This is a genomic window from Sphingopyxis sp. SE2 (assembly GCF_032227185.1).
Taxonomy (GTDB): Bacteria; Pseudomonadota; Alphaproteobacteria; order Sphingomonadales; family Sphingomonadaceae; genus Sphingopyxis.
This window is the reverse complement of record NZ_JAPMXW010000001.1, coordinates 962172-977007: the sequence shown is the minus strand read 5'-3', so window position 1 is coordinate 977007 and position 14836 is coordinate 962172. Positions and strand designations below refer to the sequence as shown.

Sequence of the window (14836 nt, the reverse complement as noted above, 5' to 3'; positions counted from 1 at the left end):
CGCAAAGGGTGAAGCGCAGGTGAGTTTCATTTCGGGATTGAATTTGCCCCGCCGATACCGAATAGCATGGCAAAAATATCGATCAGGGAGAGATGCGAATGACCGACGGCACCACCCAGCAGGCGCGCCCCGACGTGGCGGCTTTCCTCGCCTTTCTGAATGCACAGGAAGGCCCGAAGATGGAGGAGCTGCCGCCCGCGGGTGCGCGCGAGATGTTCCGGGTGATGGGTCAGCTTGCTGACGTTCCGCGCGGCGAGATCGCGAAGGTCGAAGATCGCACGATTCCCGGCCCGGCGGGCGATATTCCGATCCGAATCTATGACAGCCATCCGGGCCGCGAAACGGGGCCGGTTATGGTCTTCTACCACGGCGGCGGCTGGGTGATCGGCGATCTCGATACGCACGATCCCTATTGCGCCGAGGCCGCGCGGCAGCTCGACATGCCGGTGATCGCGGTCGACTATCGCCTCGCGCCCGAGCACCCCTTCCCCGCGGCGCCGGAGGATTGCGAAGCTGCGACGCGCTGGGTCGCCGACAATATTCCCTGCACCGGACTCATACTCTCGGGCGAAAGCGCTGGCGGCAACCTCACCATCGCGACCGCGCTGACGCTCCGCGACAAGCCCGCATCAAAGCCGGTCATCGCGATCCATCCTATCTATCCCGCGGTCACGACGCACAGCGACTGGCAGAGCTACCGCGATTTTGGAGAGGGTCATTTGCTGACCCAAGGCAGCATGACCTGGTTCGGGAATCACTACGCCGCCGATCCCGCCGACTATCGCGCCTCGCCGCTCGATTTCCCGGCGGAGGGCCTGCCGCCGACCTTGCTCATCACCGCGGGTCTCGACCCCTTGCGCGATCAGGGTCGCGCCTATGCCGCAAAGCTGATCGAAGCCGGCGTGCCCACCACCTATCGCGAGGCGAAGGGCAATATCCACGGCTATATCAACCTGTCGCAGGGCATCCCGAGTGCGCGCGAAGATATTCGCGGTGCATTGACAGTATTGAAGGCGATCGTCGCCGAAGCTACCGGGGCGCGATGATCGACCACAGCAAACTTCCCTATCGCCCCTGCGCGGGCGTCATGCTCGCCAACCGCCACGGCCGCATCTTCGTCGGCCAGCGGCTCGATACGACGACCGAAGCGTGGCAGATGCCGCAAGGCGGGATCGACGATGGCGAGGATGCCGAAACGGCGGCAATTCGCGAACTCGGCGAGGAAACCGGAGTGCATGCCGGGCTGGTCGAGATCATTGCGCGCGGCCGCGAGGAATATTTCTACGACCTCCCCGATCATCTGATCGGCAAGATGTGGGGCGGCAAATATCGTGGCCAACGCCAGCATTGGTTTTTGATGCGCTTCATGGGCGAGGACAGCGACGTCAACATCCACACGAAGCATCAGGAATTCCGCGCTTGGAAATGGGCCGAACTGGGTGAGATCGAGAAGCTGATCGTGCCCTTCAAGCGCGCGCTTTACCGCGGGCTGGTCGAGGAATTCGGCCCGCTCGTCTGATCCCTCAGCGCCACCGCGGAGCGGAAGACGTCGGCAAACATCGTCGGCGTCAGCCGTCCGGTGTTCGTGTTGTAGCGCGAGCAATGATAGCTATCGACGAGATGCCGCCCATCGGACAGCGCGTGGACCGCGCCATGCGCGAAAGGGTACGCGGCGAGGCGCTCGCCTGCGGCACGCAGCGTCGCATCGTGGGCGATCCGTCCGAGCGCGATGATCACGCGCACGTTCGGCAAGGCCGCAAGCTGACGCTCGAAAAAGGGCCGGCAATTTGCGATTTCCATCGGCGTCGGCCTGTTCTGCGGCGGCAGGCATTTGACGCTGTTGACGATGATCGCGCCGTCGAGCGACAGACCATCGTCGATCCGCGCATCATATCGCCCCCGGCTCAGCCCGAATTCGGCGAGCGTTGCGAACAAGAGGTCGCCGGCATAGTCGCCAGTGAACGGTCGCCCGGTGCGGTTCGCGCCATGCTTGCCCGGCGCCAATCCCGCGAACGCCAGCCACGCATCTGGATCGCCGAAGGCGTGGACGGGCGCGTTCCACCAGCCGGGATGCTCGGCCCGGCATTCGCGCCGCAAAGCGACAAGGCGCGGGCAGCGCGGGCAATCGCGCGGCGGCTCGGTTCCGGCCAATGGGCTACCAATTTCCATGCGTCTGCGATAGGCGCGAGGGCATGAGCAACGCAATGCCGCTCCCCCTTTATGCCATCGGCCTCGGGTCGAATCGCCGCCACGCACGTTACGGCGACCCCCGGGCCGTGCTGCTCGCCGCGCTCGCGGCGCTCGTAAGCGACGACATCGAGGCCGTCGATGCGAGCCCGATCATCGCGAGCGATCCGCTCGGCCCGTCGCGCCGGCGCTATGCGAACGCCGTCGCGCTCGTCGCCTCGCAACTGAGTCCGCCCGAAATGCTCGTGCGCCTGCAAGAGATCGAAGCGAATTTCGGCCGCCGCACCGGCCAGCGCTGGAGCGCGCGCACGCTCGATCTCGATATATTGCTCTGGTCGGGCGGCGCCTGGTCCGATGCGAGCTTGAAGATCCCTCACCCCGCGATGGCACAGCGCGCTTTCGTGCTCGGCCCGCTCCGCGCGATAGCCCCCGAATGGCAGCACCCCTTGACCGGACGCAGCATCCGCCAGCTTGCCGCGCGCCTGACGCGTCCGAAGCCGGTTGACCGGGGCGCCTCGGCGCACTAGGGCGACGGCTCACTTCGCAAGCCCGCTTCGGCGGCGCCGCGATGGGCCCTTAGCTCAGTCGGTAGAGCAACTGACTTTTAATCAGTAGGTCGCTGGTTCGAACCCAGCAGGGCTCACCACTATAAAATCCACCATTTTCTGACAGATTGAACGGCTCCCTGATTAGGGCGGATTCGGTTGAAATAAGTATATGGTCAGGATCGCGCGTCACGTTGCGGATAAGTGCAATTCCTCCTGCCCGCTGCCACAGCAAGCCGCATCACGATGTGATCGACGGGGGAAGGTATGGAGAAGCCGACGCTGCTCGAGCGGATGCAATCAGCGGGCATGGAGCAATGGCTGGACCATCTAGCGGGCCAATAGCCTATTCGAGCAGCCCCCCCGTTCGATCTGCTGCTGGATTTCGAGCATCCGGCGCTTGATCGCGACGCGGTTCTTCCGCACGTCCGTGATGCCGGCCTCGGCGCCGAGCGCGTCGGTTCGTCGCGCATGGCGTCGGTCTGCAGGCGAGCAATGCGTTCCTGCTCCTCGCGCGAGATAGCCAGCTGATAAGCCGTCTCGCGGCCCTGCACGGTGATTTCGTCGGCGGCGCCATAGAGATTATCGATGATCTTGCGGCGAGCGTCGGCCTCCTCGCCGGTGAGCGTCTTTTTGCGCACAGCCTCGTCGATATCCTTGCGGCGCATCTCGGCTTCGAGTGCGAGCGCCTGGCGGGCGATATCGGCGCGCGCGGTCGCCGACGTGGCCACCTGTTCCTTGGCTCGCGATTCTTCGAGCTGAAGCTGGCGCAGTTCCTGTTCGTTGCGACTGCGCGTCGAGGGGATCGTCCGCGGCGCGGGTGCGAGGGGTTCTGGTCTTTTTCGGGGTGGCGGTCGATCCCGCGGGCGCCGATTGGCTGCCGTCGAGATCAACGCCCTTGGCATTGCCGAGTGCGCGCGCCTCGATTAGCTTGCGCAGGCCCCTTTCCAGATCTTGCTCGGCCTCAATTTTTCGCTCGGCTCGGACAATCTGCGGGCTCTTGCGGCCTTCGCGGATGGCACCCGGATTTGCGGCGCGGGCAGCGCGCAGATATTCGTTGAGCACCGCCTGTCGCCCCTCTGTACGAGGAACAGTGAGGGTCCGGTTGCCGCCGGGCCCTCACTTCTTCATAAGAGCTCCTTGTGCGGCAAGAGCCGCTGATGTGCCTGGATGAGCCCGCATATCTCGAACCGTTCGAGATATTGTTCGGCCGTCGGCATGGTGACGGTCATGGCCTCACGGTGCCGCTTGCACGCCGCGATCGCCTTGTTTTCGTCGATATCGATGATGTTGACGATGAAGTCGTCGGGGTGGACGACCTCGATCCCGAACTTCGAGACCACCTCGACAGGAAAATGCTTGAGGTTCGCTGTGATGATCCCATGGCACCGACCGACGATCGCCGCGGCGAGGACGTGACGATCGTCGGGGTCCGGAAGCTCCAACGCTTCTATGAATGCGGCATAGTCGGTCACTTCGGCATCGGGAAATTGCGACGTGAAGATCGCCTGGAGCCGGTCGACTTTCGTATCGTCGAGATCGGCGTGCCGTCGCTGGATGCTCCGCCGCCACTCGGCGAGAACGTCTTGCGACCAGACAGGGCGAAGCAGCCGCGCGTCCGCAAACCAGAGCAAAGCTCCCCGCAGGAATGCTGGGTGGAGCACATTGGCGTCAAGGAAAGCGGAATAGCGGCCGACGAGCATCTCAGTCCTTCGATCCCACGCGTTCGTCGTCGATCAGGCCATATTCCTCGTCGAGCTCGGTCATCGAGGCCAGCGCCTTGCGGCGTTCGAGGACGGTCTTCTCACGATAGTTAAGCACTTCGCGCGCCAGAAGCTTTCGATGCGTTCCCACCATGCGGTAAGGGATCGCTCCTTCGCCAAGCAGCTTGACCAGATGCGGCCGCGAGACGTTCAGAAGGTCAGCGGCCTGCTGGGTAGTCAGCTCGGCACTTACCGGTACGACGGCGACAGCATTGCCATTGCCCATTTCGACGAGCATCTTGATGATGGTCTGAAAGATATTCGCGGGGATCGTGATCGGCTCGACAGGCTCGGCGTCAGGCGCCTTGGCGGTAAAGCTGATCGAGGCACTGCGATCGAAGCGCGAGAATTGCCGCGCAGCCGTGCGCGCGGCATCGATTTCGTCGACACTCGGTTCGTGCACGTCTTCCAGATTTACGGGCAGTGCAGCCATGACAGTCTCTCCTTCGCGGTCGTGCCCATATAGGGCATAAACGAAATAAACGCAATAGACGAAATAAACGAAATGGATTCCTTCATCCTTTACGCATCAAGCTTCGTTTCTATCCTCGGCCGAACCGATCATGCGCAGATCGAGGTGGAATAAACAGCGACCGCGGCGAGACTCGGGCCAATGATACAGACATCAAACCCGCAAAATCCGCTTCGCACAGAAGAGCCCATATCGAACAGTAACGACCGCACTAGTGCGAGTTGGCCTAGTTCGCGAGGGCGGACATGAGACGCGAATTTGTCGCCATCCTTGTCGTGATCGACTGACCGCTTTCAGGCATGAAGCAAATTAGGCCGGAACGGCCGACATGAGGCGTATTCTGTTGAAAAACTCCGGCGACGCATCTCGCCCACGCCTCCGTCGTAATAAACATGTACGAAGAGGCCGGGTGGCGATCCAAAGTTATGTCGTAACTAGAAATGCGCTAATATTTGTACTCGCGCCGAGGTGCCCAAAGCTGTTTACAGAGTTTTTCAACAGAATAAGGCGCAAAGCGGTCGGCAGGATGGGGGCGGCGACATGGCGGGGCTTCAGACCGAAGCTGTCTCAAAGGTTGCCCACCTCAAGCGCACCATGGTCGCCGCCAGACGGAGGTTATGAGCTGTAAAGCGGAGCTGGATGGTCGGACCGTTCACGCAAAGCGTATTGTGGATCTCGGCGGGAAGATAAACCTGCAGCTCCTTGGGTTGCACAACGTCGACCCGCGCTCAGCGAGATGCGGTCCATCGCCCGGTCGTTCGATACAAGCGTAAGTCCCCCGCCTGGAAGGCGACGCCGGGTACCGGCGGCCGCGCCGGCTCGTCACGCAGGCGTGCGACGCGGTGCTCCGTACGGACATCTAAGCCTTCGAGCCATTGGCCTTACCAAATATGACGAGACGGCCCCCTAATCTATCAAAATTGGCACGAGGGACTAATGCGCCCGGCTCGGGGCCCGACAGCTCGGCGCCGGCCCATTCCGAATTTAGGGTTAGAAATCAACCATTGTCGACGCGACTCGCCTGTGGCCCGGTCGAATCTTGGTTTTCTTCGTTGATCACATCCTTCCGCTGCCCATGCCGTGCAGGCACGGCGGTGGCGGGACATGTGGCGCGCAACCTGAGCGTAATCCCGACCATTTCGAAATTGGTAAGGCCTATTGTAAAATTGGACTGACAGGACTATCCCGCGACAGGATACACGACGTCAAATCGATCGCCCGTGACCCAATCAGGACGATGGATCTTGGTGCACATCGAAGGGAGAGTAGAATGAGTCGAGATAGCCGCAGCCGTCACCTGCTTGTTTCAACGAGTTTGCTGAGCTTGCTGATCGTGTCGCCAGCGCATGGCCAGACCACCACGCAACAGTCGGCCGAACAAACCAGTGCGACAGGCGAGAACGCCGCCTCCTCCCAGTCTGACACGCAAGAGATCATCGTCACCGGTTTCCGTGGTTCGCTTAATAGCGCGCTGAACCTGAAGCGGCAGGAAACCGCGGCCGTCGACAGCATCGTCTCCGAAGACATCGGCAAATTTCCCGATTCCAATCTCGCGGAATCGATGCAGCGCATTCCCGGCGTCGCCTTGTCGCGCGGTGATGGCGGCGAAGGGCGCAATATCTCGGTTCGCGGTCTCGGCGCGCAATTTACTCGCGTGCGGATCAACGGAATGGAGGGCACCTCGCAGGTCAGCGGCAGCGATATCCGCGGCGGGGTCGCCACGGGGCGCTCGTTCGACTTCGTGACCTTCCCGACCGAAATCTTCTCCGCGCTTTCGGTCCGCAAGACGACTTCCGCCGACGTCGAGGAAGGTTCGCTCGGCGCGACGGTCGACCTGCGCGCACCCCGGCCGTTCGACCAGAATGAGGACTTTGTCTTCTCGGGCACGGCACGCGGAATCTACAACGACATCAGCAAGAAGGCTGATCCGCGGCTATCCGCACTCGTTTCCAAACAGTTCGGCGATACGTTCGGCGTGCTCGCCAGCCTTGCCTATTCGAAGCGTCACATCGACGAATACGCCTATTCGGCGGTCGACATCCTGCCGTCCTACGTCGCCGGGCAACAGCAGCCGGGCGGCATCATCTTCCCCTTTTGCACGCCCGTCGGCTACACCTATGGCGGCGTGCCGGTGGACAGCCCCGCGCCGGGCTATGCCAATGGCGGCACCCCGGTCGGTGCCGATGCCAACAACTGCAGCGCCGGCAACCCCCGCACCAGCACCAAGGAGGCTTATGACTATATCATGAGCCGAACGGGCGTGTCGGGCCGCCCGGGCGGTGGGGTGTTCCTCCCGCGCCTGCCCCGTCCGGTGAAGGGCAGCCAGAATCAGGAGCGCATGGCCGGGTCGCTTACGCTGCAATGGAAACCCACCGACGACACCGACATCTCGCTCGACGGCCTTTACTCCCGCTTCAAGGTCAATCGCCTCGACACGATGCTCGATGCACGCTCGATGGGCCGCACCGCCGCGAACAACGGCCAGCCGATGATGTCGATCCGCGAGATCGAAGTCGATGACAACGGGTCGCTGATCCACGGGCTGTGGGACGGCGTGGACTTGCGGTCGGAAATGCAGGACGAGCATTTCACTTCGACGTTCCGCCAGGTGAACCTCAACATAGACCATCGCTTCTCCGACACGTTCCGCGTCTTCGGCCTTGCCGGCATCAACGATTCCAAATTGAACGTGGATCGCCTTCAGGTCGCTATGGATTCGAACGACACGGACAATTTTTCGATCGACTTCCGCGACAATCCGGACATCCCGAAGATCGGCTACGGCATCGACCTGACCAATCCGGCCAATTTCCTCTATGGCCCGCCGCTGGCCGACGGCACGCAGCGCGGTCAGATTTCGAGTTTCATCCGTAAAAACACGATCGTCAGCAAGACCTTCGAACTCAACGGCGAGTGGGAGGCGGCGCCGAACTTCACCGTTCAGGTGGGTGGCCAGTATCGCACCAACAAGTATACCGCGCGCGAGCGCCAGCTGATCCCTGCCCAGTCACTGCCGCAGTTGCTCCCCGCCGGCGTGTCGCTCGCCGACATCACCTTCGTGACGAAGGGCATCGGCAAGAATCTGAACGGCCAGATGCAGGATTTCCTTGCCATCGATCCGGACAAGTTTCGCGAGGCGGTGAATTTCAGCAGTTATCAATATTGCAACCTCGAGTGCGCCAAGGGCACCTATGGCGGGGTCGACGAGAAATACACGTCGGGCTATGTCATGGTGAGGTTCAACACCGAAGACGCCTTGCCGTTCGCGCTGCGGGGCGATGCCGGTGTCCGTTATGTCCGCACCAGCTTCGACACCTATGGGCCGATCCCCACCGCCGCGCCCGCCGGGTCGCCCTATCCCACGCAATATGTGATCTCAAGGGTGGATCGTTCGTACGAGGACTGGCTGCCGTCGGTCAATCTCGCCCTTGACATCACACCCGACCTGATCGCGCGCTTCTCGGCAGCGCGCGTGATGTCACGTCCGTCCTATGGACAACTCATCCCCAGCGGCAGCGCGAACATCGTGATCCGCACTGCATCGATCACCAACCCCTATCTCGATCCGATCCGGGCCAACACGCTCGACGCCGCGCTCGAATGGTATTTTGCGCCCGGTTCGTTGCTGTCAGTTGCCTATTTTTACAAGAATATCGAGACCTATATCCAGAACACAAACCAGCTGGTGCCGTTCCGCGATCTTGGGCTCCCGCTGTCGCTGCTCGAGGGCACGGGCACGGGCGTCACGCCCGACGAACTCTTCAGCGTGACGCGCAGCAACAACACCGACGGCGGTCCCCTGCGCGGGTTCGAGGCGAACCTCCAGCTACCGTTCCGTTTCCTGCCAGGGGCGCTCAGCAATTTCGGTCTGCTCGCCAACTTCACGCGCGTGCGATCGAGCATCAATTACATCATCTCGCCAACCCTCACGCGCAAGGCGCCTCTCGTCGGGCTCTCGCCGGAAACCGCCAGCGCCACGCTCTATTATGAAGACGACAAGTTCAGCATCCGCTCGACGCTCAACTATCGTGCGGCCTTCCTCACCGGCGTCCCCGGTCCGACCGACAGCGACGCGAACCTAAACGCGAGCTCGATCTTCGTCGACGCCTCGGCCTCCTACAACATCAACGACAATATCAAGCTCGTCGCCGAGGTGTCGAACATCACCAACGAGACCAACCGCCTCTACACTGACACAACGCGGAAAGACCCGCTCTACACCTCCTATTTCGGTCGCACGTTCAGCCTGGCAGTCAATTTCCAGTTCTGAGCTTCGCATCTCGCCGTGAGCATCGATCGGTTTTCCGGACAAGCTCACGGCGATATGTTGCGGTATATCAACGACAAATTCTACAGGGCCCAGCCGACCCGCTTCCCGTAACGAGAACAGGAAAATCGCATGAAGATCCAGTCCGCCCGCGTCATCGTGACATGTCCGGGGCGTAATTTCGTCACCTTGAAGATCGAGACCGATCAGGGGGTTTTCGGAATCGGCGATGCGACGCTGAACGGGCGCGAACTCTCGGTCGTTTCCTATCTCGAAGACCATGTCATCCCTTGCCTGATCGGGATGGACCCGCGCCGGATCGAGGATATCTGGCAATATCTCTATCGCGGCGCCTATTGGCGGCGCGGTCCCGTCACCATGTCGGCGATCGCGGCGGTCGACACGGCGCTTTGGGATATCAAGGGCAAGATGGCGGGCATGCCGATCTATGACCTGCTCGGCGGAAAGAGCCGCGACGGCGTGATGGTCTATGGCCATGCCAATGGCGCCGATATCGCGGAAACTATCGACGCGGTCGGCCATTATATCGACCTGGGATATAAGGCCATTCGCGCGCAATCAGGCGTCCCGGGGATCAGGGACGCCTATGGTGTCGGCCGCGGCAAGCTCTTCTACGAGCCCGCCGACGCGGCGCTGCCGTCGCTGACGATCTGGGATACGAAGAAATATCTCGCTCATATCCCCAAATTGTTCGAAAAAATCCGCGACACCTATGGATTCGAGCATCATCTGCTCCATGACGGTCATCATCGGATGACCCCCATCGAAGCCGCCCAGCTCGGCAAGGCGCTGGAGCCCGCAAAACTGTTCTGGCTCGAAGATGCGACGCCGGCGGAGAATCAGGACGCGTTCAAGCTCATTCGGCAGCATACGACGACCCCGCTGGCCGTCGGAGAGGTTTTCAACACGATCTGGGACTGCAAGGAGCTGATCCAGAACCAGCTGATCGATTATATCCGCGCGACCGTGGTCCATGCCGGCGGGATCACCCATCTGCGGCGGATCGCCGACCTCGCCGCGATCTATCAGATCAAGACCGGCAGCCATGGCGCGACCGACCTGTCGCCCGTGTGCATGGGCGCGGCCCTCCACTTCGACACATGGGTCCCCAATTTCGGAATCCAAGAATATATGCGCCACACGCCCGAGACCGACGAAGTCTTCCCGCACAGCTACCGGTTCGAGCAGGGATATATGTATGCCGGCGACGCGCCGGGGCATGGCGTCGACATCGACGAGAAGCTGGCGGCGAAATATCCCTATCAGCCCGCCTATCTGCCCGTCGCCCGGCTCGAAGACGGAACGATGTTCAACTGGTAGGCTGCCTCGAGGCGGCCCAGCCCGAGCCGATGCATGGGCAACCGCCAGCCCCGTTTCCCCGATCCGTCGCGGTCAAGCGATGATGTCTTCGGGGTGCCATCCCGAAGGGAGCAGGCCGCCTTCGCCGAACAGCCTTGCCATCGCATCGGGGCCTGCCGCCGCTTCGCGCAACTTGTCTGCAAGCGGGTCGTCGATCGGACGATCGCTCCTCAGAATGGCAATCCATGCCGCGATCGCTACTTCGATCGACGGGCAACGCGTCCCGCGCGCCTGATGCCAGGCCATGGTTTCGAGCCAGCGCTGTGGGATCTTCTGGCTGCCGTCCATCGCGATCTGGATCAGCCGGTGGTCGAGCGCGGGGTTGGCGAAGCGGCCCAGCAGCGCATCGGCATAGGCGGCGAGATCCTGCCCCGGCGCGGCGTCGATCGTCGGCGCGGCTTCGCCCAGCATCAGCCGTTCGATGACCGGACGGATTTCGGGATCGGCGATCGCCTGATGGACAAATTCGTGTCCGCGCCCCAGTCCGATATAGGCGAGCGCCGAATGCGCGCCGTTGAGCATGCGCAGCTTCGCGGCCTCATAGGGCGCGACGTCGGCCACCAGTTTGGCGCCTCCAGCTTCCCAGCGCGGGCGCGGGCCGGCGAAATCATCCTCGATCACCCACTGGCTGAAAGCTTCGGTGACCACCGCGCCCTCGTCGCGTGCGCCGAGCGCGGCTTCGACCGCGGCGCGGTCGGCGTCGGTCGTGGCGGGGACGATGCGGTCGATCATCGTCGCGGGACAGGTGCATTCGCCATCGAACCACGCCGACAGGTCGGGGTGATAGGCGGCGAGATATTCGCGCATCAAACGGCGCAGCACCGCGCCATTGCCCGCGAGATTGTCGCAGCTGAGCAAGGTGAGCCCGCCGAGCCCCGCCGCCTTGCGCGCCGCGAGCCCGGCGGCGAGGAAGCGATAGAGACTTGGGTTCCCGACCGCTGCGGCGAGGTCGAGCGAGCTGTCGGAGCGGCGCAGATAGCCTTTCTCGGTGACGGTGAAGCTGACGATATGCGTGCATGGCGCCGCGATCGCATCGATCACCGCCTGGCCGTCGCCGGCCGCGACGAGCACTTTCTGCACCGCGCCGATCAGGCGGAGCCGCGTGCCCGCGGCGCTGCGCGTGCTGACGGTATAGAGCCCGTCCTGCGGACCCAGCTGCGCCGCGACGTCGCCCGAGCGCAGCGACACGCCGATAATGCCCCAGTCGCGGTCGCCCGCGCCCATCGCATCGTCGGTGTAGACGGCCTGATGCGCGCGGTGGAAGGCGCCGATGCCGATATGGACGATGCCCGCCGCCTGGGCGGCGCGGTCGTAACCCGGCGCCTGCACCGACGCCGGGAGCGGTGTTTGTGCCGACAGCCTCACAGCTTGTACGCCGCCTTGGCGAGATTGTAGCTGAGGTCGACCGCGAGTTCGGCCGCCTCCCATTCCTCCATCCGGTGCTCGGCGACCAATTGCGCGAGGAAGCCGCAATCGATGCGCCGCGCGACGTCGTGGCGCGCGGGGATCGACAGGAAGGCGCGCGTGTCGTCATTGAAACCCACCGTATTGTAGAAGCCTGCGGTCTCGGTGGTCTGGCTGCGGAAGCGCCGCATCCCCTCGGGACTGTCGTGGAACCACCAGGCCGGGCCGAGCTTCAGCGCCGGATAATGGCCCGCGAGCGGCGCCAACTCTCGCGCGTAGCTCGTCTCGTCGAGCGTGAAGAGGATTAGAGTCAGCGCAGCTTCGTTGCCATATTTTCCGAGCAATGGGCGCAGCGCGTGGACATAGTCGGTTCTCGTGGGGATATCGGCGCCCTTGTCGCGGCCATAGTTGGCGAACAGCCAGGGATTGTGGTTGCGATAGCTGCCCGGGTGGATCTGCATGACGAACCCGTCGTCGAGGCTCATCCCCGCCATCACCGTCAGCATATGCGCGCGGAACAGTTCGGCATCGGTGGCGCTGACATCGTCGCCGGTGACGCGTACGAAGAGAACTTCGGCTTCAGCGTCCGAGAGGTCGGCGGTCGCGGCGGTCGGGTGGCCGTGGTCGGTCGAGGTCGCGCCCATTTCAGCGAAGAAAGCGCGGCGGTTGCGGTGGGCGGCGAGATAACCGGCGTAGCTGAACGCATCTTCGCCCGACAGTTCGGAAAAGCGCTGGAGATTATCGCGAAAGCCTTCGAATTCGGGATCGACCACCGGATCGGGGCGATAGGCGGTAACCACCCGCCCCGCCCACTCGCCGTTTGCGTTCGCGGCGCGGATCGCGGCGTGGTGTTCGAGCGTGTCGAGGGGGCTTTCGGTCGTCGCGATCACCTCGATCCCGAAGCGGTCGAAGAGCGCGCGCGGGCGGAAGGCATCGGTCGCAAGCTTCTCGGTGATCAGGTCGTAATAGAGGTCCGACGTCTCCGCGCCGAATTGCACGTCGAACCCGAAAGCCTCGGCGAACACCCAATCCATCCACATCCGCGACGGGGTGCCGCGAAAAAGGTGATAATTTTGCGCAAAGAGCCGCCAGCTCTCGCGCGGGTCGGCGTCGCGGTTCCGGATACCCAGATCATCGAGCGAAATGCCCTGCGAATAGAGCATCCGGAATACATAATGGTCGGGATGGAGCAGGAACTCGGCGGCATTGCCGAAGGGCGCATTGCCCGCGAACCACGCTGGATCGGTGTGTCCGTGCGGACTGACGATCGGCAGATCGGCAACCTCGGCATAGAGGCGCCGGCTAATATCGCGCTGCGCGGGGTTGGACGGAAACAAGCGATCGGGATGCAGCTGAAACGGACGCGTCATACGGGAGCGCCTTCGCTTTCGACAGTGACCGGCGCCAGGCGTGGGCTGAGAAGATGGAGCGCCAGCACGGCGAGGAAATAGACCGTCGTGCACACGGCAAAGATAATCGTGTAATTGCCATTTGTCGCGTCAAGCACGAGCCCGGTCGATTTGGCCATGATCATCCCGCCGATACCGCCCATGAAGCCGCCAAGCCCGATCACCGACCCGACCGCGCGTTTGGGAAACATGTCGGGTGGGATCGACACGATCGTCGACGAAAATGCCTGATGACCGGCGAGCGCGAGACCGATCAGGACGATGGCTAGCCACATATTGTCGAGCCCCGTGACGAACAGCAGCGGCAGCACGAAACAACCGGCGATCACCATAGTCAGCTTGCGCGCAAAATTGGGGGTGCGCCCACGCTGGATCAGCTTCGAGGAGAGCCAGCCGCCCGCGATACTGCCTACGTCCGAGAGCAGGTACATGATGATCATCGGGAGCAGCACGACCTTCAGGTCGACGTCATAGGTGCTGGCGAAATATTTGGGCAGCCAGAACAGCATCAGATACCAGACCGGATCGATGAGGAATTTCGCCATCGCAAAAGCCCATGCCTCACGCTTGGTGACGATCCGGCCCCAGCCGATGCGCTCGACCTGCCCGGGCGGATCATGCTCGATCCACGAGAGTTCGGCATCGCTGACCTTCCCGCTCTCGCGCGGATTGCTGTAGAGCCACAGCCACAATAACAGCAGCAGAGCGCCGAATGCGCCGGTATAGATGAAGGTCTGACGCCAGTCGAAACCCGCCCAGACCATGAACAGCCAGATCGTCGGCGCGGTCAGAATGACGCCGATCGTCGTCGCACTGTTAACCCAGCCGATCGCCAAAGCGCGTTCCTTTTGGGGAAACCATTCGCTCGACGCGCGCACGACGGCAGGGAAATGCCCCGCCTCCCCGACCCCGAGGACGACACGCGCTGCCATGAAGGATGCAATCGACCCCGCGAACCCATGGGCGACATGGCCGATCGTCCAGATGGTGATCGCGATGCTGTAGCCAATCTTGGGGCCGAAGCGGTCGATCAGCCAACCCATGAGGAGAAAGCCCAGCGCATAGGCGGCCTGGAAGGCGGTGACGATGTTGCCATAGTCATTCTCGCTCCACCGCATCTCGTCGCCGAGGGCGGGCGCGAGCAGTCCGAGCATGGTGCGGTCGATATAATTGACCGTCGTCGCGGCGAACAGCAGCGCGACGATCAGCCAGCGATAGCGTCCTGCCTTGGGCACCGGCGGCGCCGTTCCGGCTGCGATGGCCTGCGTCATATGTCTCTCCCGTGGCACCAGAAAAATGCCGAGGCCCGTCCGAACGAACCTCGGCAAGGCTGGGGATGGTTAGAAGGCCGGTGCGGTCGCGCCGGTGGCGCGCGCAAGCAGGAGGGCTCCGCCTGTCAAAGGGCGCGC

At 62.7% G+C, this 14836-nt stretch carries 12 protein-coding genes and 1 tRNA gene; 6 read left to right on the top strand and 7 right to left on the bottom strand.

What is annotated here, in order from left to right; all coding sequences use genetic code 11:
* Window positions 1–98: 98 nt before the first annotated feature.
* Window positions 99–1046 (top strand): alpha/beta hydrolase, encoded by a 948-nt coding sequence (locus OVY29_RS04575; protein WP_037555562.1) that lies wholly within the window; start codon window positions 99–101, stop codon window positions 1044–1046.
* The gene (locus OVY29_RS04570; RefSeq protein WP_037555561.1) at window positions 1043–1519 is read left to right on the top strand and encodes an RNA pyrophosphohydrolase; all 477 of its coding nucleotides are present in this window, start codon (window positions 1043–1045) and stop codon (window positions 1517–1519) included. Before OVY29_RS04575 ends, OVY29_RS04570 begins: the two co-directional genes overlap by 4 nt.
* Here OVY29_RS04570 and OVY29_RS04565 read toward each other — a convergent pair.
* A complete protein-coding gene (locus tag OVY29_RS04565; RefSeq protein ID WP_037555560.1) occupies window positions 1480–2169 on the bottom strand; it encodes a uracil-DNA glycosylase in 690 nt (229 codons plus the stop codon). The two genes, OVY29_RS04570 and OVY29_RS04565, sit on opposite strands and share 40 nt — an antisense overlap.
* 23 nt (window positions 2170–2192) lie before the next feature.
* Here OVY29_RS04565 and folK point away from each other — a divergent pair, with 23 nt between their 5' ends.
* Together folK and OVY29_RS04555 are read left to right on the top strand one after the other, a co-directional pair.
* Entirely contained in the window at window positions 2193–2714 is a 522-nt protein-coding gene (gene folK, locus OVY29_RS04560) for a 2-amino-4-hydroxy-6-hydroxymethyldihydropteridine diphosphokinase (RefSeq protein WP_037555559.1), read from the top strand.
* Between the two features lie 43 nt (window positions 2715–2757).
* Window positions 2758–2833, top strand: a tRNA-Lys gene (locus OVY29_RS04555).
* Window positions 2834–2908: 75 nt separating this feature from the next.
* On the opposite strand, the gene OVY29_RS04550 is transcribed toward OVY29_RS04555, so the two are convergent.
* The 3 genes from OVY29_RS04550 to OVY29_RS04540 all read right to left on the bottom strand — a co-directional run bounded on the left by OVY29_RS04550 (window position 2909) and on the right by OVY29_RS04540 (window position 4928).
* Entirely contained in the window at window positions 2909–3400 is a 492-nt protein-coding gene (locus OVY29_RS04550) for a hypothetical protein (RefSeq protein ID WP_313911022.1), read from the bottom strand.
* Between the two features lie 459 nt (window positions 3401–3859).
* Window positions 3860–4435 carry a putative toxin-antitoxin system toxin component, PIN family gene (locus tag OVY29_RS04545; RefSeq protein ID WP_052182263.1) on the bottom strand — a complete coding sequence of 192 codons (576 nt, stop codon included), beginning with the start codon at window positions 4433–4435 and terminating at the stop codon, window positions 3860–3862.
* Window position 4436: 1 nt separating this feature from the next.
* A complete protein-coding gene (locus OVY29_RS04540; RefSeq protein WP_037555557.1) occupies window positions 4437–4928 on the bottom strand; it encodes an excisionase family DNA-binding protein in 492 nt (163 codons plus the stop codon).
* A 1309-nt stretch (window positions 4929–6237) separates the two neighbouring features.
* On the opposite strand from OVY29_RS04540, the gene OVY29_RS04535 reads away from it, so the two are divergent.
* Together OVY29_RS04535 and manD are read left to right on the top strand one after the other, a co-directional pair.
* Window positions 6238–9237 carry a TonB-dependent receptor gene (locus OVY29_RS04535; protein ID WP_037555556.1) on the top strand — a complete coding sequence of 1000 codons (3000 nt, stop codon included), beginning with the start codon at window positions 6238–6240 and terminating at the stop codon, window positions 9235–9237.
* Between the two features lie 129 nt (window positions 9238–9366).
* Complete coding sequence (manD, locus tag OVY29_RS04530) at window positions 9367–10575, top strand: D-mannonate dehydratase ManD (RefSeq protein ID WP_037555555.1); 1209 nt, start codon at window positions 9367–9369, stop codon at window positions 10573–10575.
* Between the two features lie 72 nt (window positions 10576–10647).
* Here manD and OVY29_RS04525 read toward each other — a convergent pair whose 3' ends face one another.
* The 3 genes from OVY29_RS04525 to OVY29_RS04515 are packed head-to-tail and all read right to left on the bottom strand — an operon-like array spanning window position 10648 to window position 14698.
* Window positions 10648–11979 (bottom strand): mannitol dehydrogenase family protein, encoded by a 1332-nt coding sequence (locus OVY29_RS04525; protein WP_313911021.1) that lies wholly within the window; start codon window positions 11977–11979, stop codon window positions 10648–10650.
* Window positions 11976–13388, bottom strand: coding sequence for a glucuronate isomerase (gene uxaC / locus OVY29_RS04520; RefSeq protein WP_313911020.1), 1413 nt, complete (start codon window positions 13386–13388; stop codon window positions 11976–11978). Before uxaC ends, OVY29_RS04525 begins: the two co-directional genes overlap by 4 nt.
* Entirely contained in the window at window positions 13385–14698 is a 1314-nt protein-coding gene (locus OVY29_RS04515; protein ID WP_313911019.1) for an MFS transporter, read from the bottom strand. Before OVY29_RS04515 ends, uxaC begins: the two co-directional genes overlap by 4 nt.
* Window positions 14699–14836 lie beyond the last annotated feature (138 nt).

Excerpts from the sequence above, each read along its gene's own strand:
- OVY29_RS04575 (WP_037555562.1), top strand. The coding sequence starts at position 99 with ATGACCGACGGCACCACCCAGCAGGCGCGCCCCGACGTGGCGGCTTTC.
- OVY29_RS04570 (WP_037555561.1), top strand. The coding sequence starts at position 1,043 with ATGATCGACCACAGCAAACTTCCCTATCGCCCCTGCGCGGGCGTCATG.
- OVY29_RS04565 (WP_037555560.1), bottom strand. The coding sequence starts at position 2,169 with ATGGAAATTGGTAGCCCATTGGCCGGAACCGAGCCGCCGCGCGATTGC.
- folK (WP_037555559.1), top strand. The coding sequence starts at position 2,193 with ATGAGCAACGCAATGCCGCTCCCCCTTTATGCCATCGGCCTCGGGTCG.
- OVY29_RS04550 (WP_313911022.1), bottom strand. The coding sequence starts at position 3,400 with ATGCGCCGCAAGGATATCGACGAGGCTGTGCGCAAAAAGACGCTCACC.
- OVY29_RS04545 (WP_052182263.1), bottom strand. The coding sequence starts at position 4,435 with ATGCTCGTCGGCCGCTATTCCGCTTTCCTTGACGCCAATGTGCTCCAC.
- OVY29_RS04540 (WP_037555557.1), bottom strand. The coding sequence starts at position 4,928 with ATGGCTGCACTGCCCGTAAATCTGGAAGACGTGCACGAACCGAGTGTC.
- OVY29_RS04535 (WP_037555556.1), top strand. The coding sequence starts at position 6,238 with ATGAGTCGAGATAGCCGCAGCCGTCACCTGCTTGTTTCAACGAGTTTG.
- manD (WP_037555555.1), top strand. The coding sequence starts at position 9,367 with ATGAAGATCCAGTCCGCCCGCGTCATCGTGACATGTCCGGGGCGTAAT.
- uxaC (WP_313911020.1), bottom strand. The coding sequence starts at position 13,388 with ATGACGCGTCCGTTTCAGCTGCATCCCGATCGCTTGTTTCCGTCCAAC.
- OVY29_RS04515 (WP_313911019.1), bottom strand. The coding sequence starts at position 14,698 with ATGACGCAGGCCATCGCAGCCGGAACGGCGCCGCCGGTGCCCAAGGCA.